Annotated in this window: 23 protein-coding genes and 1 pseudogene; 4 read left to right on the top strand and 20 right to left on the bottom strand. The window is 37.6% G+C overall.

What is annotated here, in order from left to right:
• Positions 1-98: 98 nt before the first annotated feature.
• The 12 genes from D1953_RS18755 to D1953_RS18700 form a co-directional block, all read right to left on the bottom strand.
• Positions 99-1226 carry an MBL fold metallo-hydrolase gene (locus tag D1953_RS18755; RefSeq protein WP_119118674.1) on the bottom strand — a complete coding sequence of 376 codons (1128 nt, stop codon included), beginning with the start codon at positions 1224-1226 and terminating at the stop codon, positions 99-101.
• A 124-nt stretch (positions 1227-1350) separates the two neighbouring features.
• Positions 1351-1914, bottom strand: coding sequence for a sulfurtransferase TusA family protein (locus D1953_RS18750; RefSeq protein ID WP_119118673.1), 564 nt, complete (start codon positions 1912-1914; stop codon positions 1351-1353).
• Between the two features lie 98 nt (positions 1915-2012).
• On the bottom strand, positions 2013-2309 hold the full coding sequence (locus D1953_RS18745) for a rhodanese-like domain-containing protein (protein WP_119118672.1): 297 nt from the start codon (positions 2307-2309) through the stop codon (positions 2013-2015).
• A gap of 15 nt (positions 2310-2324) precedes the next feature.
• A complete protein-coding gene (locus tag D1953_RS18740; RefSeq protein WP_119118671.1) occupies positions 2325-2804 on the bottom strand; it encodes a DsrE/DsrF/DrsH-like family protein in 480 nt (159 codons plus the stop codon).
• 56 nt (positions 2805-2860) lie between these two features.
• Positions 2861-3088, bottom strand: a complete 228-nt coding sequence (locus tag D1953_RS18735; RefSeq protein ID WP_119118670.1) for a sulfurtransferase TusA family protein — start codon at positions 3086-3088, stop codon at positions 2861-2863.
• An 82-nt stretch (positions 3089-3170) separates the two neighbouring features.
• On the bottom strand, positions 3171-3434 hold the full coding sequence (locus D1953_RS18730) for a metal-sensitive transcriptional regulator (RefSeq protein WP_119118669.1): 264 nt from the start codon (positions 3432-3434) through the stop codon (positions 3171-3173).
• A gap of 177 nt (positions 3435-3611) precedes the next feature.
• Entirely contained in the window at positions 3612-4229 is a 618-nt protein-coding gene (locus D1953_RS18725; RefSeq protein WP_119118668.1) for a flavin reductase family protein, read from the bottom strand.
• A 24-nt stretch (positions 4230-4253) separates the two neighbouring features.
• The gene (locus D1953_RS18720) at positions 4254-4862 is read right to left on the bottom strand and encodes an alpha/beta hydrolase (RefSeq protein ID WP_182480680.1); all 609 of its coding nucleotides are present in this window, start codon (positions 4860-4862) and stop codon (positions 4254-4256) included.
• A gap of 2 nt (positions 4863-4864) precedes the next feature.
• Positions 4865-5815, bottom strand: coding sequence for a ring-cleaving dioxygenase (locus tag D1953_RS18715; protein ID WP_119118666.1), 951 nt, complete (start codon positions 5813-5815; stop codon positions 4865-4867).
• Positions 5816-5841: 26 nt separating this feature from the next.
• On the bottom strand, positions 5842-6819 hold the full coding sequence (locus D1953_RS18710) for a ring-cleaving dioxygenase (RefSeq protein WP_119118665.1): 978 nt from the start codon (positions 6817-6819) through the stop codon (positions 5842-5844).
• A 384-nt stretch (positions 6820-7203) separates the two neighbouring features.
• On the bottom strand, positions 7204-7767 hold the full coding sequence (locus D1953_RS18705) for a hypothetical protein (RefSeq protein WP_119118664.1): 564 nt from the start codon (positions 7765-7767) through the stop codon (positions 7204-7206).
• A gap of 1 nt (position 7768) precedes the next feature.
• Positions 7769-8101, bottom strand: a complete 333-nt coding sequence (locus D1953_RS18700; protein ID WP_119118663.1) for a PadR family transcriptional regulator — start codon at positions 8099-8101, stop codon at positions 7769-7771.
• 205 nt (positions 8102-8306) lie between these two features.
• Between D1953_RS18700 and D1953_RS18695 the strand changes: the two genes are divergently transcribed.
• Positions 8307-8747 carry an OsmC family protein gene (locus D1953_RS18695; protein WP_119118662.1) on the top strand — a complete coding sequence of 147 codons (441 nt, stop codon included), beginning with the start codon at positions 8307-8309 and terminating at the stop codon, positions 8745-8747.
• A 46-nt stretch (positions 8748-8793) separates the two neighbouring features.
• Here the strand turns inward: D1953_RS18695 and D1953_RS18690 are convergent, their stop codons facing one another.
• The 4 genes from D1953_RS18690 to D1953_RS18675 all read right to left on the bottom strand — a co-directional run bounded on the left by D1953_RS18690 (position 8794) and on the right by D1953_RS18675 (position 13646).
• A complete protein-coding gene (locus D1953_RS18690; RefSeq protein WP_119118661.1) occupies positions 8794-9039 on the bottom strand; it encodes a YkuS family protein in 246 nt (81 codons plus the stop codon).
• A 101-nt stretch (positions 9040-9140) separates the two neighbouring features.
• Positions 9141-10079 carry a magnesium transporter CorA family protein gene (locus tag D1953_RS18685; RefSeq protein ID WP_119118660.1) on the bottom strand — a complete coding sequence of 313 codons (939 nt, stop codon included), beginning with the start codon at positions 10077-10079 and terminating at the stop codon, positions 9141-9143.
• Positions 10080-10342: 263 nt separating this feature from the next.
• Positions 10343-12448 carry a YhgE/Pip domain-containing protein gene (locus D1953_RS18680; protein WP_119118659.1) on the bottom strand — a complete coding sequence of 702 codons (2106 nt, stop codon included), beginning with the start codon at positions 12446-12448 and terminating at the stop codon, positions 10343-10345.
• Between the two features lie 121 nt (positions 12449-12569).
• Positions 12570-13646 carry a nitric oxide synthase oxygenase gene (locus D1953_RS18675; RefSeq protein ID WP_119118658.1) on the bottom strand — a complete coding sequence of 359 codons (1077 nt, stop codon included), beginning with the start codon at positions 13644-13646 and terminating at the stop codon, positions 12570-12572.
• A gap of 234 nt (positions 13647-13880) precedes the next feature.
• Between D1953_RS18675 and D1953_RS18670 the strand changes: the two genes are divergently transcribed.
• The 3 genes and pseudogenes from D1953_RS18670 to D1953_RS18660 all read left to right on the top strand — a co-directional run bounded on the left by D1953_RS18670 (position 13881) and on the right by D1953_RS18660 (position 16937).
• Positions 13881-14207, top strand: coding sequence for a winged helix-turn-helix transcriptional regulator (locus D1953_RS18670; RefSeq protein ID WP_119118657.1), 327 nt, complete (start codon positions 13881-13883; stop codon positions 14205-14207).
• Positions 14208-14493: 286 nt separating this feature from the next.
• Positions 14494-14820, top strand: coding sequence for a DUF2680 domain-containing protein (locus D1953_RS18665; protein WP_119118656.1), 327 nt, complete (start codon positions 14494-14496; stop codon positions 14818-14820).
• A 121-nt stretch (positions 14821-14941) separates the two neighbouring features.
• Positions 14942-16937: pseudogene (locus tag D1953_RS18660) on the top strand (S9 family peptidase).
• 25 nt (positions 16938-16962) lie between these two features.
• On the opposite strand, the gene D1953_RS18655 reads toward D1953_RS18660, so the two are convergent.
• From D1953_RS18655 to D1953_RS18640, 4 genes are all read right to left on the bottom strand, one after another.
• Positions 16963-17394, bottom strand: coding sequence for a CBS domain-containing protein (locus D1953_RS18655; RefSeq protein ID WP_119118655.1), 432 nt, complete (start codon positions 17392-17394; stop codon positions 16963-16965).
• A gap of 205 nt (positions 17395-17599) precedes the next feature.
• On the bottom strand, positions 17600-18580 hold the full coding sequence (locus D1953_RS18650) for an ABC transporter permease (protein ID WP_119118654.1): 981 nt from the start codon (positions 18578-18580) through the stop codon (positions 17600-17602).
• Entirely contained in the window at positions 18573-19493 is a 921-nt protein-coding gene (locus tag D1953_RS18645) for an ABC transporter ATP-binding protein (RefSeq protein ID WP_245980260.1), read from the bottom strand. Before D1953_RS18645 ends, D1953_RS18650 begins: the two co-directional genes overlap by 8 nt.
• Positions 19483-20274 carry an SGNH/GDSL hydrolase family protein gene (locus D1953_RS18640; RefSeq protein ID WP_119118698.1) on the bottom strand — a complete coding sequence of 264 codons (792 nt, stop codon included), beginning with the start codon at positions 20272-20274 and terminating at the stop codon, positions 19483-19485. The genes D1953_RS18645 and D1953_RS18640 overlap by 11 nt, the downstream gene beginning before the upstream one ends.
• Positions 20275-20298 lie beyond the last annotated feature (24 nt).

Raw genomic sequence — 20298 nt, 5'->3', positions numbered from 1 at the left:
ACACTTAACGGGCAGTAATACCCCGACCTCAAGCTTATGATGAGGAACCAAAGAAGAAAGGTGGGGAATGAGGGGCCCTCACTAATGGAAGTTTCACTTTATCTTACAGCACAGCGATTAGGGCCAATCTCCATTTCTCTTTGCTCTTCTTCATCCGGTATGATTTTCCCCATATTAACTTCACGAATTTGTTGATACGCATTTGGTTGTGGCGGCAGATTCTCCGATACAACGCTTCGAAATACCGCTTCATCTTTAATATTTAGCCCATGATTTTCAGCAAATAGTTTGCCTAATTTCTCAGAAACCGTACCATCTTCATTAAGCTCGCTCACAGTCATGAAATGAGCCGGTAGAACAAGTAACTCATCCGATAGTGCACGGTAACGTTTATATAATGTTTCACGTAAATCCCCCACCCAATCGTCTGCTAAGCCTGCTAAATCAGGACGACCAATCGAATCAATGAAAAGGATATCTCCTGATAATAGATATGTGTTATCGACTACAAAGGAAGTAGAACCAATTGTATGCCCTGGAGAGTATAGTGCTTCAATTGAAATAGCTGTACTTCCAATCATTACTTCACGGCCACCTTCAAGCTTGTTATAGTCAAACGTTACCTCAGCCGCATCTTTTGGAGGTAACCAGTAACTCGCACCTGTTTCTTTCGCAATGATTCGGCCGCCAGAAATATGGTCTGCATGTAAATGTGTGTCAAATACATGCTTAATAGTTGCTTGTTTTTCTTTAGCAAAATGGAGGAACACATCCGTCATTCTTGTCGCATCAATCACAGCAGCTTCACCATCTGAAATGACCATATAAGAAAGACAGCCTTTTCCAATACGAACGAATTGATAAATCTCGCCACCGTCTTTTAAATCCCCAACCCGCACTGGTTCTAAATGTTCACTCCACGCTTTCATACCACCTTGTAAATAGCTAACATCTCGCTCAGCTTCAGAAAGCATGTCAGCTACCATGACCGAAGATCCTTCTTTGGCACAAACGACTAGAATGTCTTGATCAGTCGGAAGCTTCGGCAGTACTTCTTCTACTCCGTCTAATAAGTCAAAGTAAGGAATATTTAAATGTGTGAAATTAGCTCCTTCCACTTTCCAATCTTCAAAATCACTTGTATTTCGTACATCTAAAATAAAAAGTGGCTCTTTATTAAAAATCTTTTTCGTTACTTCTTTAGCTGTCATTGGTTGATACGTCACCCTATATACCCCCTATAGTATTCAAAAGTGTATTTTTTTACTACTCCTATTAACTAGGAGTAGTTATTTACTTCAGATTAACAGCAAGTCAATCTCCTCAATAAGTAAAGCTTTCCTTTATGCTTTATAACGATTCCGTTGCCCCAGTCCATTGACTCATTCCAGGCACGACATTTATAACATGTTGAAAGCCTTGTTTCGCTAATTGTTGAGCCGCCAAATCACTTCGGTTTCCGGTACGACATACCACATAAATTTCAGCCTCTTTATTTAACGAAGATGCTTCTTTTTCTAAATCTCCTATTGGAATAGATACAGCACCAGGTATATGAGTAAATGCATACTCTGCTGCTTCACGAACATCTACAATAATGACGGAAGAATCTTGTAACTTCTCAACCAACTCTTCATTTGAAATTACATAGGGATGTTTTTTCTCTGTTTCTTCTTCTCCGTTAGACTTACGTAAATAATGCTTTAACACTGAACCTTCTTCGATGATTCCAATATATTGATGCCCGCTGCTAGCAGCCCAGGCCTGTAAATCTGCTTTAGATCCTTTATCTGTCGCTAGCACTTCTAAAACTTGCCCGGGTTCCATCGCATTCATCGCTTTTTTTGTTTTCACGATGGGCATTGGACAAGCTAATCCTATTGCATCAAGTGTTACATTTGTTTGAATAGCCATTTCAAACCTCCCACTATACCTGTATGGGTATATTTCAAATTAAAATTTTTTATTTCATACTTCATAAGCAATGCCCTATGACTGATGTAAATTTCACTTTATTCTACATCGCCTTCCCAAGCAAGCATGCCGCCATCCATGTTTATCACCTTAAACCCTCGATGTTCTAGAAATAATGCAGCTTGAGCACTGCGTCCACCCGAACGACAAACGATAATATATTCTTTCGTTTTATCTAAATCTTGAAGACGAAATTCTAATAAACCAAGAGGAATATGACAAGCGGTCGGAATTTTTCCCTCTGCCACTTCCTTCGCTTCACGTACATCAATTAAATGTAGTTGCTCCCCTTTTTCTAAAAGAGACTTCACTTCTTCCGCTGAAATAGTTTTCATTATACTCCTCCTCATTTAAATAAATAAATTAACATGTCCCTCTTCTGCATCGGCTAAATAGGCAGCTACGCCTGCATACTCAATGCCCTCTAACAATTCTTCTTGCTGTAAGCCAAGCAAATCCATCGTCATCGTACAAGCCACTAACTTCACGTCTTGCTCCTGAGCCATTTCAATTAATTGTGGTAAAGTCATCGCATTATGCTTTGCCATTACATGTTTAATCATTTTTGGACCGAATCCTGCAAAATTCATTTTAGAGATGCCCATTTTATCTGCTCCACGCGGCATCATTTTTGCAAACATCTTTTCAATGAATCCTTTATTTACTTTCACTTCTTCCTCTTTACGAAGCGCGTTCAATCCCCAAAATGTATGAAAAATTGTCACTTCATGATCATAGGCCGCTGCTCCATTCGCAATAATATAAGCTGCCATCGCTTTGTCGTAATCTCCACTAAACAAGATAATCGTTGTTCTTTTCTTTTCAGTCACTTGTTTACCCTCTCTCTACATACATACCCCTATAGGTATATAGAAATATAAAAAAATTAATGCTTTTTAATTAGAAATTGAATGACATCATTCTCCTCTGTCACTTCTATTAATTCGTGACCCGTTGATTTAGTCCAAGCTGCAAAGTCATTTTTTGATCCTTTATCCGTTGTATGCACTTCAAGAATTTGTCCTTCTTCTAACTCTTGAATCGCCTTTTTCGCTCGAACAATTGGCATTGGACACGCTAAACTTTTTGCATCTAAAAATTTATCTACTTTCATGTTTCATTCCTCCAAGTGTCATTTTATACCCCACAGGGTATATTATATATAAAATAAAAAAGGTTGCAAGCCTTTTTTTATTTTATCTACTTTTCACAAGTAGATTCACTGCCTCTTTGACAAGTTCTTCAGGATTTTTATCACCTGTTTCATTTGCCATACGAACACATTCTACAAGATTAGAACTAACAATTACACCAATTGTACGATCAATCGCGGAACGTGTGGCTGAAAGCTGTGTTACAACATCTTTACAGTCTTTATTCTCTTCCATCATTTTCAGAATACCGCGAAGTTGACCTTCAATTCGCTTGACTCGATTTTTCACTTGAGCATCGTATTCCATGCGGAACGGCCTCCTTTACTGCTTGTATGTAGGTTACCCTATTATACAAGCTCATTATGAAAGAAAACTACTACACTCAATATATACCCTTGCAGGTATGTTGTCAACGTTCAAAGTTTCAATAAAATATCTCCTAAATCAGCCGATTCGCTAATATTAGGAGATATCGTTAACCACTCACAAAGAGGTTGGGCGTTTTATTTCAAATGTTTGACCTAATTTACTGTAATTGTTTCCAGCTAGTCGGGCTACAGGCTTTAATGCTTCAGCATTTATTCGGCCCGCTTGATAGAGCGACGGTTCGATATGATAACAGACGATTTTGCCAATTAATAAATCGCAACCAACTTCTCCACTTTGGCCTCCAAGCTGAATCGCTTCTTCCAGCTTACATTCAAAGCGAATTTTTGCCTCTTTCACAGCAGGTACAGCAATTCGTTCACTCTTCACTAACGTAAAATTAGTTCGTGATAACTCACTTTCATTTGCTGGCAATTCAGCCGCTGTTTCATTCACATCCGCAACAATGTCTTCATCAACAATATGAACGACAAACTCTTTTAACTTTAATGCATTTCTTGCGGTGTCTTTCATCGCTCCATTTTTTCGTTGAACCGATACTGAAATAAGCGGGGGATTGGCACTGACAATATTAAAATAACTAAACGGCGCGGCATTCACCACTCCTTCGTCCGATTGTGTCGTGACAAACGCAATTGGACGGGGAATAATACTCCCCGTTAAAAATTTATAATTCTCTCTTTGACTCATACTTTCTGGAGTAATAGAAATCATCTGTAACCCCCCTCTTTATTATCCTTAACTAAAATTTTTTTGAAACCAACTAGCGGCTGCCTCTACTTCAGAACGAGTCAGCTGATGCCCAAAGTTTTCCCAAATTACACTTACATCCGCATGGGCTGATTGAAGTAACTCCGCTAATTCCTCTGTTTCACGAGCTGGACAAATGGGATCATTTTTACCTGCAGCAATAAAGACTTGTACTTGAGAAAGTGACGATAGCTCTAGACCACGGCGAGGTACCATTGGATGATGAAGAATCGCTCCTTTTAAAGCGTTCTTATAATGGAATAATAAGCTAGCTGCAATATTGGCACCATTTGAATAGCCAATTGCTACAACATTACTACGATTAAATCCATATTCTTTCGATGCAGCGTCTAGAAACTCTTGTAATTCTTTTGTACGGAACACTAAATCTTCTTCATCGAAAACTCCTTCTGCTAAACGACGGAAAAAGCGTGGCATTCCGTTCTCTAACACATTTCCTCGTACACTTAAAACAGAAGAGCCGGGAGATACCATTTCCGCTAATGGTAATAAATCCGTTTCCGTACCACCTGTTCCATGTAAAAGCAGCAATACAGGTGCATTCGGATTGCTCCCTTGTTGATAAATATGTTTCATGGTCATATTATATCCTCCTCAAGAACTCGCGGAATAGCTGGTAAAAGCGTTTCCTCTAAAAATTCCCGTTTTTCTTCCAACCACGGCGGCAGCATTAACTTGCTTCCCAATGTTTCCTTCGACTCATCGCGAGTAAATCCTGGCGGGTCTGTCGCAATTTCAAACAGAATACCTCCTGGTTCACGGAAGTATATTGCGTCAAAATATTGACGGTCCTTAAAGGGTGTTACCCCTATACCAAAGCTGCTTACATGCTCTCGCCATTCCTTATGGTCATCGAAATCATTGGCACGCCAAGCAATATGATGCACCGTTCCGACCCCCATTTGTCCCATTGGTAAAGTCGATTTCTTCACGTCAATGATATTTCCGATATCTCCTGTTGCTTGAAAGCGGACAAACTCTCCTTCTTCCCCAACCTTTTGAAGACCCATCACATTTTCTAACACTTGCATTGTTTTTTCAGGATTTGCCGTTAATAAAATAGCTCCCCCAAATCCTTTAATCGCTTGATCCGCCTGTACACCACCAAATGCCCATTCACTGTTCTGTCCAGATTGACGAGCAACTAGCTCTAAATGTAAGCCATGTGGATCATTAAATTTAAGAAATTCTTCGCCGAAACGTGTCACTTTTTCAAAGACAATCTTAAATTTCCCTAATCGTTTTTCCCAAAAATCTAACGTCCCTTCTGGAACGACATACGTAGTAGTTTCAACTTGCCCTGAGCCAATACGTCCCTTATAAGCATCTGGCCAAGGGAAGAAAGTAATAATCGTTCCGGGCGAGCCTGCTTCATTTCCAAAATAAAGGTGATACGTACCTGGGTCATCAAAGTTTACCGTTTTTTTCACAAGGCGCATCCCTAATACACCTGCATAAAAGTCTACATTTTCCTGCGGATTACCGACTATAGCGGTAATATGATGGATGCCTGTTGTTTGCCTATTCATGTACGTTCTCCTCTCCATATTCTATCTTATTCTTCAACAGTTGTGTTTAATGGCTTTAAGTGCGCCTCAATTTCCGTTCGTTTCGATTCTAAAAACGGTGGTAAAGAAAGAGATTCACCTAAATGCTCTAATTCTTCATCTGTTGCAAATCCAGGTCCATCCGTAGCTAATTCAAATAAGATGCCATTTGGCTCTCTAAAATAAAGTGAACGGAAGAAGAAGCGATCAACAAATCCGGAATTTGCATATCTAGCATAATTCACTCGTTCAATCCATTGCTGCAATTCTTCTTCATTATCAACTCGGAATGCTACGTGATGCACGCCGCCTCGTCCTAAATATTCTGGCGGTAGATCATTTCTTTTCTCAATATGGATTTCAGCACCTGTTCCGCCTTCTCCCGTTGCATATACTTCAATACTCCCTTGTCCTGCTACAAGCGCTGGATAGGAGCCAACTTTTCGAAAACCTAACACGTCTGTTAATACTTCTGCTGTCGGATTAATAATTGGTACCGTTAATTTAATCGGCCCTAAACCAAGAATTGCAAACTCTTTTGGAATTGGACTTTTATCCCACGGTACACCACCGGCAACCCCTTTGTTTGTTTCATCGGATACTAAAAGCAATCTTTGACCTTCTGGATCTTTAAACGAAAGAACTTTCCGATTAAAGCGTTCACCAATCTCTTCATGCTCTACTTCATACTCTTCAAAACGTTTTTTCCAAAATTGAAGTGCCGCATCGTTGGCTACACGTAAAGACGTTTCAGAAATACTATTATTTCCTTCGTGCACGCGTGCTGCATGTGGAATTTCAAAAAACGTTAATTCTGTTCCAGGTGAACCTACTTCATCACCGTAAAATAAATGATAGACACGAACATCATCTTGATTGACAGTCTTTTTAATTAAGCGTAATCCTAATGTTTTTGTATAGAAATCATAGTTTGCAGCGGCATCTGCTGTAATCGCTGATAAATGATGAATTCCTTTGAGTTGCATATATAATCCCTCCATATTCGATAACCACTTAAATAGTTTAAATTTAAATATCTTGATTTAAAGATAATTCTTTTTTATGAAAATGTCAACAAAATCAATAATATTGAAAGCCTGATTCATTATGTAGAATTATCTAATATAGTATGAACAATATTAAAGACAGGTATGAGAAAGCTACAGCGCAATATATTTAATTAAATACATAACCCAAATAAAAAAAACGCCTTCTTAAAAGGCGCTCGATTATGGAAAAGTTCGCACTTCTCAAACAACGTTAGTAAAAAAATTAAACATGCTTGTACTCAACCTTCTGAACAAATCTTCTATTATCACAGAAACTTCTTTAACTTAACGTAAAGCAATATTGAAGAATTTTACTATTTTTTAGTTTAAACTATTTTTAAGACTAATTTTTGCATTTTTCAACAGCCCAAAACCAAGGCCAAACATAAATCCAATGCCCGTTACAATAAAAAACAATAAACCGATTCCTTCTTTCAAAACAACCATCTGCAAAATAACACCTAACAATGCACCCGCTGTTAAACCAATAAACATGAACGCAGCATAATATAAACCGATCGCCTCTTCAATATTTGATTCAAAATGATGCAACCATTTGGCATCACTATCTAACAATGGATTCTCTGGATTTTCTACAGCAAATGTTACTTTCGCTTTTTCAAAAGCATCTGCTTCCGTATATCCACCTTCCACAACCAAATCCTGAATATAGTCAATCATATAGCTCATTAAATCCTCTTGCGCCTCTTTGTTCTTTTTCGATGTCCATTTAAATTTAGCCGCCGTTTTTTTCGCTTCCCCCAACTTTATATTGGCATGAAGAGCAAGCTGTTCAAAATAAGTTAATTCTTCATTGTCTATTAACTGTGTATTTTGCTTTACAAATTTCTTAATCTTTTGTTCTATGTCTTTACTTAAAGCCATGCTATTCAACTCCTTCTAAAAATTGATCCATTAACTGTTTCATAAAAAGCCACTCTTTTTTCTTGTAATTAAGGTAAGCTCTTCCACTATTCGTTAGATGATAATACTTTCTTCTAGCCGCAGTACTTCCTTCTTGCCAATAGCTTGTAACATATCCATTACTTTCAAGACGCTTAAAAGCAAGATATAAAGTCCCCTCCTTGATTTCAAAAGAATCTTGACTTTTTTTCTTGACCTCTTTGCTCAAGTCATAACCATAAAGATCAGTTTGATAAAGCAAGCTTAAGATAATTGTATCGATATATCCTCGTAATATTTCCTTATCAACTTTCAAAATCTTTCTCCTTCTCGCATACATTGCTTTATTAGGTATAAGAAGAGTATAAATCCTCATACCTAATAAAGCAATGTACAATTTAAAGATAGGTATAAAAAATTTATTTTATAGCCTAACGAGTGTGTCTTAATAAAAAATAGCACCATCCCTGTCTTTTTTATCTGTTGTAGTATAATAAACAACAACAAAAAGGAGGTTTAACATGGCAACACATCATTTTCATTTACAAGCACACTGGCCTGATGGCAGAAATGGTTCAGGGACTATTTCATCCGGCCAGTTACAAACAAAAGTAAGTATCCCGCCAGAGATGAACGGACCTGGAATTGGTACAAATCCAGACGAAATGCTGCTAGGGGCTGCGGCAACCTGCTATATCATCACACTGGCCGCAATGTTAGAGCGAAGTAACATTGAAAAAAAAGATTTACATATGAATTCAGAGGGCATTGTTGATGTAACAAACGGAGTGTTTACGTATAAAAAAATTATCCATCGACCGACTCTCACTCTTTCCCCAACGACAACCGAGCGGGATAGAGAAAGAGCAAAAAAGCTAGCTATAAAAGCAGAATCTTCTTGCATGATCTCGAAAGCACTAAAAGGAAATGTAGATATCGAATTAGAGCTTACCCTGTTGTAATGAAACAAGCCAGGTCATCATTTAAGACCTGGCTTGTTTTTACACATCAATGTCTTAGTTTTTGCTCTACTTGCTGACAAACTTCATCCGCAGTCAGACCATTCGCTTCAATAACTGATCCTTTAATAGATGTCGTTTGTTCGCCAAGTACATTGCTGTCTAATCCCGTAACAACACAACAATCTACATTTTGTGCATCTGATTCCTGTTTTAGTTCAACAATGTCGTAACCCTTTGCACGCAATGCGTCTTGCACATTCGTTAATGATTGCTCTACACCAATTTTTGACATAATAAGGTTACACCTCCTCTCTGTTAAATTGTCCATTTTTTCTTTTATCTATGTATGCAAATAAAAGACCAACTCCAATTGAATGAAGTTGGCCTAAACAATTAAAAATATTTCTTTTTCCAAAAAATAAAAGCGACTGTCCCCGCTAAGCTTAAAGCAATCATTAAAGTAAACATAAAGGCATGCTGGTTATGAGAGAATGGCAAATTAACATTCATGCCGAAAAAGCTAGCGACCATCGTTGGCAACGTTAAAATAATCGTAACCGAGGTCAAAAACTTCATCGCATTGTTTACATTATTAGAAATAATAGAAGCAAATGCATCCATCATTCCATTCAAAATCGATGCATATACTTCCGTCATCTCTATCGCCTGGTTCGTTTCAATAATTACATCTTCTAATAATTCTTTATCTTCTTCATACATTTTTAAATAATTGAAGCGAAGAATTTTATCTAATACTACTTTATTAGATTTTAAGGAAGTCGTAAAATAGACTAAACTTTTTTCCAATGCTAAAAATGTGTATAACTCCTTATTTTTCATCGATTGATGAAGCTCTCGTTCTGATTCCGTTGTCATTTTATTAATTTGCTTTAAATAGCGTAAATAATATAATGAAATCTCAAATAATAATTGCAGGGCAAACCTTGTTTTTTTATTCGTATAAAATTGTTTAATTTTATTATTTTTAAAGCTTGCTAGAATAGGAGTATCTTTAAGCGAAATCGTAACAAAGCAATCGGGAGTAAAAATCATCCCAATTGGAATCGTTTCATAAATGCGCGAACCCGCTTCATCATGTGTCATATAAGGATAGTCAACGATAAGCAATAAATGATCGTCTTCCCTTTCAATCCTTGGACGTTCCTCATCATCAAGAGGATCCTTCATAAAATCCAGCGGCAATTGTAGTTTCACACAAACTTCATTAATTTCAGCCTCTGTCGGGGCAATCATATTCACCCAAGAACCTTTAACAATTTCATCAACAGTTATTAATTCTCGGTTTTCCACTGTTTTGAAAATTTCTATCATCTGCTCGACCTCCTCTTCTTTAAAGAGAAAGCCTATTTATCTGTCTGTTCGAGAGGATACTCTGAGAAGAATACGCAAACTCGATTCTTTAGAATAAGATAAGCTTTCTCATATCTACTGGGTTCAGGGTCGTAAGAACTTCCGCCCATCGTATCATCTCCTCCTTCTTGATTCTTCTATCTTAATGCTAATATTTTTAAAGCACAACCGTGAATTCGTACATATACTCAAAAATAATTAACCCACCAATTAATTATTTTCCATCATTCATGTTCTGTCATACGACTTTGAGCTAGTTTCTGTCGAAATGCTGCTGTTTTTTGTAGCAATCGTTTTTTAAAGAAAAACCCAATGAAAAAGGTTATTATGAAAAACAAAAACAAAATAAACGCATCCATGTTCACAACGCTCCAAACCATTCCTCCAACAGTTTCTCGTAATAAACTAATTGCATACGTAAAAGGCAAGTACGGATTGATAAATTGAAAAAATGGCGGAGTCACTTGAACTGGAAACGTGCCGCCTGAGGACGAAATTTGCAACACAAGTAAAATTACACAAACAGCTTTCCCTCCATTACTGAAGAGCGCTACTAATGTATAAATCAGCATGCCAAACACTGTAGCAATGAAAGCCGAGAACAAAAAAAACCATAGTTTTTCAACTACATATGTGTGAAGGAACACAATATTACCAACGGAAATAATGATTGACTGTAAGATACCTATACAAAAGAAAGTTAGATAACGCCCAACATAAATTTGGTAAGATTTATACGTTCCCTCTACATCCTGAATATCGACTCCAAAAATAGAAACGAGTACAAGACCTGCAAACCAAAGAGCTAACGTTGTAAAAAATGGTGACATCGCCGAACCATAGTTAGGGATTGGAAATAGTTTATGTTCAGTTAACAATACAGGTTCCGCAAAAAAATCACTTTCTTTTTTAATATCATTTCGTAATAAATCAATAATTTCATGTAAATCATGATTTTTGTCAAATGCACGCATTTGATTCGCTATTTCTGAAATCTTTCTTTTTAATTCAGGTAATTGAGTTTGAAAAAGAGCAAGGTCTTTACTACCAGTCACAACAAGTTGTTTTGTATGCTGAAGCATTGCTTGTGCTTCATTTAACTTATTTTGCCCTTGCTTACTTAACACCTCAAATTCTTTCATCGTTGTTCTTGCTTGATTAACCACTTTGGCTAGCTTTGGACTTGTTTCTAAAGCAAATCTCTCTTGTAATCCTTCCCATTCACCTACGTTGGCTTCAGCTAATTGTTGAAGCTCTGAAACCGACAGATTGTGTTGCCTTAACCCCTCAATCTGTTTATTTTGATTAGCAAGCACCCTTTCTAGCGCACCCTGTTCGGTTTGAAATAAGTTTGTACCGGCAAAAACATTTAGACGTTGAATCATCTGCTGAATGGCAACTAACACATTCCTATTGCTAGAAACTCTATCCAATACAGTTTGTACCGCCTCTTGATTGTTTATATCCAACGTTCCCATCATCGCAGCTATCGTCATTTCCTGCTGCAATAGATTTTCTATATTTTGTTTAAGATTAGGACCAAGAGCCTGTAACGTCTCGTTTGTCGTAGATACATAGTTCTCTATCGCTTTATGTAATGCTTCCCCATTTGAGGTAACTTGCTTGATGTTATCAAGGACCGCGTTTGCTCGATCCATTCTTTTTTCTACCTTCTGAACATCTGTCAATGCCTGCTCTGTAATAAGTTCTATTTCCGGAAATGTATCTTCTAACCGATATACCATTTGTTTCACCTTTTGAATGGTTGGTAACTCTCGCTCAAGCTCAATTCCTATTTCATTAAATACCGTTAAGAGCATTATACTGGATGTTTTCACAAAGCTTTTACTCACTTGCTCTACAATGCCGCTTGCACCTTTAGATGTGATTTTCGGAGCAATCGCATTGCTTTTTTCATTCACGTAATATATGATTTCCGGCTTAACAGGCTCGCCGGTTAATACAGTTGTAATCCGTTCAGACAGATTTTCTGGGATGATGATACAGGCATAGTATTCACCTAGTCTCACTTTTTGCTTTGCTTCCGCTTCGCTCGTAAAATGCCACCCAAGTGATTGATCTTCCTTGAGAGCATCAGTAATTTTTTTTCCGATATTGATTTTTTTATTTTGAAACACAACCCCTCTATCATTATTCACAACTCCGATTGGAATCGTATTCGTATGCTTATAGGGGTCCCATGAAGCTTCTATGTTTATCCACGCATACAGACCGGGTAAAAATAACAGCCCAAATACCACGATAAGGACTGCCCAATTTGTATATATACTTCGTAAATCATCTTGAAAGATACGTATAATGGCTTTCATCTTTCATCACCTGTTTTCGTTTCAATACAGGTATTATTAGAGCCCCAACAAGCTTCTATACATAAAAAATCACTAGGCCAAGTATTAACCTAATGATTTTTATGTTTAGCTGCTATATTGTTTAATAAGGCTTTTTTTGATAAAAGAAATTAGGCTTTACCTTTTGATTACGATATGGCCTATGAAAGATATGAGTGGTTGCAGGTGAAACAGGTGGAATTAGCCATGTCCAATCTCCTGTTGTATTCCGTCCACATGCTGTTTCTTTTTCTTCAAAATGTTTAAATTGCTTGGCTGCATTATGATGATCCACTATACTTACGCCCGCTTCTTTAAAGGAATGCAGCACAGCCACATTTAATTCAACTAGCGCGCGATCTTTCCAAAGTGTTGCATCACGTTTAATATCAAGCCCCATCATTTTTCCGATTTGCGGTAGCATATTATAGCGACCCTCATCCGCAAAATTTCGCGCTCCAATTTCCGTTCCCATATACCAGCCGTTAAATGGTGCCGCCGAATACTTAATTCCTCCAATTTCTAAACACATATCTGATATAATAGGAACGGCATACCACTTTAGATTTAGCTCACTAAACCATTCAAAATCGGGGTGATGAATCGGTACTTCCTTTACAATGGAAGCAGGTGTTTCAAACCATGCTGGCTGTTGCCCATTCACTTGAATAACCTGTGGTAATATATCAAAAGACCCCAAACTCCCTTTCCAACCTAGCTCCTGACAGACCTTCGTAAATTCAACAGAAGCTGGGTCACCAACAATCCCATGTTCTGTCTCATAGCCTGCATAACGAAGCAATTGATGGTTCCATAAGCGAATCGAGAATTTGTCATCTGCTGGCTTAAAGATTGTAATCGTCGGAATAATGGCACCACCATTTGTAGCAAATTGGATATGATCACGCAATGCTTGATTAATTTGTTCTTCATCTCGAAGATGGCGTTGATCAATTACACGAAGCGAATCCCAAAATAATCGGCCAATGCAGCGATTGCTATTCCGCCATGCTTGTTTCGCTCCTATTTCAAGCTCTTCTAGCGTATGCTCATATGTATTTGTTTCTTCTATTTCTTTTTGGATATCCATGATTCGGCTATTGATTTCATCCTCCGTCTTCCCCATTTCTAAATAACTGCTACGGATGAACGCTTCTGCCTCTTGAAATATAAGGTTCATCTATCCAACCCCTTCCACAATTACATACTCTTTCTATAAGGTATCATATTTTTTACTATCTTTTCCCTCGATTCGCTGCACTACTTTATACATTTTGTGAAATTTAACACAAAACTTACTTAATATAAGTAACGAACCTTTTATTAATACCCTTTATGAAGTAACTTTATTTTAATATGTAAAGTTGTTACATAAACAGTAAATGATTTATAATAGTATCGAGGGGGTGATTTTATGAATAATACAACGATTTGTCCTCGGTTTGAAAAAGGGATGCAAATTTTAAGCAAACGATGGACAGGATTAATCGTCCACCAATTACTGAATGGCCCTCAACGGTTTTGCAGAATTGAAGCCGCCTTCCCAATTAGTGGTCGAATTCTCTCGGAACGTTTAAAAGACCTAGAACAAGAAGGCATTGTAAAAAGAGACGTCTATCCTGAAACACCAGTTCGAATTGAATATTCATTAACAGAAAAAGGGCTTGCATTAGCACCTGTCATTAATGAAATTCAACAATGGTCATCAGACTGGATTAAATCAGTAGAAGAAGAATCGTAAGAGCTGATACGGATTAGCTCCAAATTATAAGATGAAACGTAGGGCCCTTTTATAGCAGAAGGGCCCTATCTATCTTCTTCTAAAATGATTTTAGGCTATGTAAATCAGTATTATTGATTTAACAGAACCTTATTAAAAAAACCTCTCCACTTCTCCTCTGTTATATATGGATAAATTCTCCTAATAAAAACTACTCTACATGAAGTATAGTTTTGTATAAACAAACCAGTTATACAAATAATAAACATGTGTATCGTAATTCATTTATAAAAAGGAGACAGTCACTATGAAAAAACTACTTATATTAGGATTAACCTGCATACTACTTTCTCTATCTCCTATGGCCCAGGTATATTCACAAGAGAAACAAACAGAGAATAAAACACCAGAAGTCACCTTTACCGAAGAGCAAAAATCAGAACTAAGCAAACTGCATCAAAAGATTTTGACAGACAAAAAAGAGCTGTTGAATAAATACGTAGAATATGGCGCTCTCAAGCAAGAACAAGCTGATAAAATAATTGAACATTTAGAGAAACGATATGAAATGATTGAAGAACGAGGCTTTCAATATCCACCTCACCATATGCACCATAAACCTCATCATCACTAAAAAAATCCGACCAGACAACGGTCGGATTTTTTTATCCTTCACTTAACAGGCTGTATAATATGTTTCACTTTATTCAAACAAGGGATTCGACAGTACATAACGAATAGTATATTCTAGTTTAATGGAAAGGATGATAAAAATGAATACACAAGGTATGACTGCTGAAGACTTATTTCACTTACAATCCGTAACAGACCCTCAACTTTCTCCTGATGGACATCTAGTCATGTATGTTCAAACGAGCATTGATCGAGCAAGCGAGAAATATATATCTAATCTTTATTTATATAATATCCTTACAAAAGAAACGAAACAATGGACGACTGGACAAAACAGACATTCCAGCCCTCGTTGGTCTCCAGACGGTAAATATATGAGCTTCATCTCTAACCAATCAGGAAGTAACCAATTGTATGTAATGAGCTCCACGGGAGGAGAAGCAAAGCAAATAACCAACTTGAAATCTGAAGTATCTCACCCCATCTGGTCTCCCTGCTCAACGAAGCTTTTAGTTTCAACTAGTCGTCCAGCTAGCGGCCAAGAAGAGTACAGAGATGAAGAAAAGAAAACGGCACTTCGATTTGAACGCATTCAATATAAGTCAGAAGGGCAAGGGTATTTTAACGGGCTGTATAAACATCTAGCTGTTGTTGATGTAATGACGGAAGAAATCGAATTTTTGACAAAAGGACGACAACATTATTCTCCAAGTGCATGGTCTCCAGATGGAAAGAATATTACATACGTTAGTAAAACGATAGAACAAGGTGAATACGATTTTATTTCTGATATTTTCACTATGGATATTTCAACAAAGAAATCAGTCAACATTACAAATGGAGCTGGATTTTTTTATGACCCCAAATGGTCTCCTAACGGTGAATACCTCTCTTTTCTTGGACATAAGCGGGAATTTCTCAATGCGACATTAGCTAAAATCTGGCTATATGACATAAACAAGCAAGCTACTTCTTGCTTAACGGAAGGCTGGGATGTAGAATTAGGAAATTCTTGTATTACCGATTTTCAAATAGGGGCTGTCGACCCGGGTATTCTTTGGACGAATGACAGTACAGGGTTTTATTTTTTAATGAGTGATCATGGGAACACAGGAGTATACTATGGCTCCATTGAAGGCGCTATGTATCCATCTATCTTAGAAAATCAGCATATTTACGGGCTTTCTATTGATCCAAATCACCACCAAGCCGTTGTAGCAATCAGTACCCCAACAAATCCTGGAGAACTGTATTATTTTAATTTAATGACCGGGCAACAGGAGCAAATCTCCTTTGTAAATACAAGCTTTGTACAGAACAAATCATTAGCTGAGGCTGAAGCGATTAGCTGGGAAGCGAAAGATGGCTTGAATCTTCACGGTTGGCTTATAAAGCCTCTATGTTACGAAGAAGGAAAAACCTATCCCCTTATTTTAGAGATTCATGGTGGACCTCATTTAATGTATGGAAACAGCTACATGCATGAATTTCAAACATTAGCAAACGAAGGATATGCAGTTCTATATACAAATCCGCGTGGCAGCGTCGGTTATGGTCAACAATTTGTAAACGCTTGTCGTGGTGATTATGGCGGTATGGATTACGAAGATTTAATGTCTGCTGTTGATTATGTGATTAACACATACGACTTTATAGACCACAATAGACTAGGAGTTAGTGGCGGCAGCTACGGCGGCTTCATGACAAACTGGATTGTTGGATACGGATCGTTTTAAAGCAGCTGTCAGCCAACGTTCCATTTCCAACTGGTTTAGCTTTTATGGGGTAAGTGATATTGGCTATTATTTTACAGAATGGCAACTCGAAGGCGATATTTTTCAAACACCAGAGAAGCTATGGAATCATTCACCATTAAAGTATGCCGCTAATATCCAAACGCCTTTGCTTCTACTACATGGTGAAAAGGATTTACGTTGCCCACTGGAACAAAGCGAGCAACTATTTATTACCTTAAAACGACAAAAGAAAGAAACTACTTTCGTTATTTTTCCAGATGAAACACATGAAATTACACGTAAAGGCTCACCAGATATGCGCTTGCAGCATCTTCAAGAAATTAAAAATTGGTTTAATAAATATATAAGAAACCTCTGTTAGCACTCGCTAACAGAGGTTTCTTTTGTTAATGCTGAATTTGATTATGCTGTTCCGAAATGGAACTTAAGGCTATGCCCGCTCTTTGATCCGATTCTTTACGAACAGCTAAATCCCCAAGTGCAACAATACCAACCAGTCGATCATTCTCAATAATTGGAACACGACGAATTTGTTCGGTCGCCATTAACTCTTCGATATCATCAATAGACATATCTGGTGTGCCTGTTACTAGACGTGTGGAAATCACATCAGTAATTTTTGTTGAATTTGGTTTCTTTTCAGCGACACAGCGAATAACAATATCACGGTCAGTAATAACGCCGACTAACTTATCATTATCTAAAACAGGAATCATCCCCACATTATCCTGTTTCATTTTTAGCGCCGCTTCATAAATATTATCTAGTGTTGTACAACAATCCACATTCGTTGTCATAATATCTCTTACTGTTTGCATGAGAATTCCTCCACTTCTGTAGTTGGTACAAATTTATTATTATCCACGCTACAATCTCATACACGTGGAAAATGAAAACAGCCTCTATAAAGAATAAAGTGAAACTAACCATCAGTAGCGAGGTTCCTTCCCCCCACCTACCCTCTTTAGTTCCTCATATGTTTGAGGTAAGGATTACCGCCCGTTAAGCTTGAGGTAAAATTGTCTAATATACATCTTTTCGAATAAATACGATAAATGAAACAATCAACGCCGCCAGCCACCACACAAAAAGAATAAGTACAGACGATAAAAGCGTCATTCCTTCAATCGGTGGAGCGACTCCACTTAAATAATTAGTAAGCTGTAAATTGACCATAAAAAAATATTTGGCAGACTCCCAAGACGATACCATATTATTCAGAATAGCCCCCGAAATAAGAGCTGCCAGCATAATTCCCATCCCTGCAGGAGTACTGCGTATCAATACAGATAACATAAACGCAAGCGTACCAACGACAACAGCGATATACCAAACTAATCCAAAATCCATCAATAATAGCTGCCATTGGCTAATTAAACGAACACCGCTTGTATCTACATTTCCAGCTTCCACTGTAAATCCAGTAATAATTGGAGCATTCCAACCATGATAACCGAAAACGACACCCGATAATGCATATGCTAAAACTCCTGTCATCGCTACAATTATGGAAATCGATAAGAGTAACGTAATATACTTACTCATTAATATTTTCCAACGCAGCACAGGCCTTGTTAACAATAACTTAATCGTTCCTTGACTACTTTCAGATGAGACTAAATCACTCGCTACAATCATGACTAATAAAGGAATGAATAAAGAACTCGCATTTTCGATAAACATTCTCGTAAATGTAGCCGCTCCAGGTTCAGATGGATTAATATTATGATCAAGATAATATTGCTGCTGTTTAACCGTTACCTGCAGCTGTTCTCTCCACTCATCTAACATCCGACTAGAACTTAAACGATTTTGAATATCGATAATTTGCTGCTGTACAGCTGTACGCCAATCATCTGTTCCAAGCTTCTCTCTTTGTTCTTCGGCTTGTTTATATTGAGCATATGTAAATAGAATGATTAATACAGCGACAATTACACCAATAATAAGCAGCCTTTTCTTCGCCAACAGCTTCATCATTTCGTTTTGAATTAAGTTACTCAATACCTGCACCTCCTCCGTCTGTAAGCTCTAAAAATAAATCCTCCAACGTCGGAAGTCTTCTGTTCATTTCAAGTATTTTCACACCATGCTTTACGAGCGCTTTATTCCATTTCGGCGTTTCCTCTTCATCAAAACTTGTCAGTACATAACCATCTTCTGTTTCCATTACCTCTGTTAATGAACGTAATACTTCTTTTCCAAGTTCTATGGGCTCAACACGCCAGCTCATCCGCTCTTGTACACTTAATAAATCACTAACTGTACCTACCTTCACAATTTCACCTTTCGTAATAATCGCTACGCGGTCACAGAGCAGTTGAATTTCACTTAATAAATGTGAAGAAACGAGCACACTCATTCCTTCCTCTTCTGCAAGCATACGAATAAATTGTCTCATTTCACGAATTCCTGCTGGGTCAAGACCATTTGTTGGCTCATCTAAAATTAATAACTTGGGACGATTTAACATCGCTTGGGCAATTCCAAGTCGTTGGCGCATACCAAGAGAATACGTTTTTACCGTATCATGAATTCTTTGCTCTAGCCCAACTAACTTGACCACTTCCATCATTCGCTCTTCCCCTACATTCGGCAGCATTCTCGCAAAATGAAGTAAGTTATTCCAGCCACTCAAAAAAGGATATAGTTCAGGATTTTCAACAATACAGCCTAAATGCTGCATGGCCTTCTTATAATCCTTTTTCACATCATAGCCACAAATGCGAATGGAACCTGCTGTTGGTTTAATTAGTCCAACGAGCATTCGAATGGTCGTTGTTTTACCTGCACCATTTGGCCCTAAAAATCCAAAGACCTCTCCTTTTCTAACAGTGAAGTTAATATCTTTAATAATTTCTCGTTTTCTAATTGTCTTTCTTACAGAGTTTACTTCTAATGTCACATTACTCATCATCTTTTGCCTCCCATTCAATTAATGGGGCAATTCGTTCAGCCATTAAGCGGTATCCAGCACTATTTGGGTGAAACTTGTCCGAGTATAAATACTCATTAACCGATAATTGGAACAAGTCAAAAGTTGGCACAAACACCATGTCTTCATATTTCGCTAACACCTCAGCTGTCTCATTATTCCATTGCCGTACAATGGCATTTAGCTCCCCATTTTCATCCAATTCAATAAACGGATTATATAACCCAAGCATAAACAGTTGAGCTGAACTGTTATTCTGACGAATTGTCGATAAAATTGCATCTAAATGTACTAAATAATTTTTTTGTAATTTAGAAACCTTTGTTGAATCTAGATTTAGCAACGTCTCTCCTTTTTGAAATAAATCATTGCCTCCTATGGTTACTAAAATCGCATCTGCTCGTTGAAGCTGTCGTTTCACTTCTCGTTCTTGTACTTGTTCTGCTAATTGAGCAGATACTAATCCTTTAATCCCAAGATTTTGAACCGTAATAGGATGATCAAATTTCTTTTCAAGCTCTTCAGTCACAGTGCCTACATATCCTTTTCCTGTTTCATCACCTGTTCCCCGGGTTAATGAATCTCCTAAAGCAACAACAATAAACTCGTCTGGACGCTTTTCAATCGGTTGTGCGGATAGATCTTCAACACCAGAAGCTTCTCCATGATAATAATCAACGATTGCCCAGCTAAGACAGCCTATCCACAACAGACCGAGCAGCGCCGAGAAAACCGTGACGATTCTTACCCTCCATCTGCTCACCTTCATCCCTCCAAAACATTCTAA

This window comes from Peribacillus asahii, assembly GCF_003570725.1.
Taxonomy (GTDB): Bacteria; Bacillota; Bacilli; order Bacillales; family DSM-1321; genus Peribacillus; species Peribacillus asahii.
Note: the sequence above shows the minus strand (reverse complement) of the source record. Positions and strands in the feature narration are given on the sequence as shown.

Excerpts from the sequence above, each read along its gene's own strand:
- D1953_RS18705 (WP_119118664.1), bottom strand. The coding sequence starts at position 7,767 with ATGGCTTTAAGTAAAGACATAGAACAAAAGATTAAGAAATTTGTAAAG.
- D1953_RS18745 (WP_119118672.1), bottom strand. The coding sequence starts at position 2,309 with ATGAAAACTATTTCAGCGGAAGAAGTGAAGTCTCTTTTAGAAAAAGGG.
- D1953_RS18710 (WP_119118665.1), bottom strand. The coding sequence starts at position 6,819 with ATGCAACTCAAAGGAATTCATCATTTATCAGCGATTACAGCAGATGCC.
- D1953_RS18750 (WP_119118673.1), bottom strand. The coding sequence starts at position 1,914 with ATGGCTATTCAAACAAATGTAACACTTGATGCAATAGGATTAGCTTGT.
- D1953_RS18685 (WP_119118660.1), bottom strand. The coding sequence starts at position 10,079 with ATGATAGAAATTTTCAAAACAGTGGAAAACCGAGAATTAATAACTGTT.
- D1953_RS18645 (WP_245980260.1), bottom strand. The coding sequence starts at position 19,493 with ATGATGAGTAATGTGACATTAGAAGTAAACTCTGTAAGAAAGACAATT.
- D1953_RS18730 (WP_119118669.1), bottom strand. The coding sequence starts at position 3,434 with ATGGAATACGATGCTCAAGTGAAAAATCGAGTCAAGCGAATTGAAGGT.
- D1953_RS18680 (WP_119118659.1), bottom strand. The coding sequence starts at position 12,448 with ATGAAAGCCATTATACGTATCTTTCAAGATGATTTACGAAGTATATAT.
- D1953_RS18655 (WP_119118655.1), bottom strand. The coding sequence starts at position 17,394 with ATGCAAACAGTAAGAGATATTATGACAACGAATGTGGATTGTTGTACA.
- D1953_RS18715 (WP_119118666.1), bottom strand. The coding sequence starts at position 5,815 with ATGAATAGGCAAACAACAGGCATCCATCATATTACCGCTATAGTCGGT.
- D1953_RS18675 (WP_119118658.1), bottom strand. The coding sequence starts at position 13,646 with ATGAACCTTATATTTCAAGAGGCAGAAGCGTTCATCCGTAGCAGTTAT.
- D1953_RS18725 (WP_119118668.1), bottom strand. The coding sequence starts at position 4,229 with ATGATTTCTATTACTCCAGAAAGTATGAGTCAAAGAGAGAATTATAAA.
- D1953_RS18665 (WP_119118656.1), top strand. The coding sequence starts at position 14,494 with ATGAAAAAACTACTTATATTAGGATTAACCTGCATACTACTTTCTCTA.
- D1953_RS18695 (WP_119118662.1), top strand. The coding sequence starts at position 8,307 with ATGGCAACACATCATTTTCATTTACAAGCACACTGGCCTGATGGCAGA.
- D1953_RS18720 (WP_182480680.1), bottom strand. The coding sequence starts at position 4,862 with ATGAAACATATTTATCAACAAGGGAGCAATCCGAATGCACCTGTATTG.
- D1953_RS18670 (WP_119118657.1), top strand. The coding sequence starts at position 13,881 with ATGAATAATACAACGATTTGTCCTCGGTTTGAAAAAGGGATGCAAATT.
- D1953_RS18735 (WP_119118670.1), bottom strand. The coding sequence starts at position 3,088 with ATGAAAGTAGATAAATTTTTAGATGCAAAAAGTTTAGCGTGTCCAATG.
- D1953_RS18690 (WP_119118661.1), bottom strand. The coding sequence starts at position 9,039 with ATGTCAAAAATTGGTGTAGAGCAATCATTAACGAATGTGCAAGACGCA.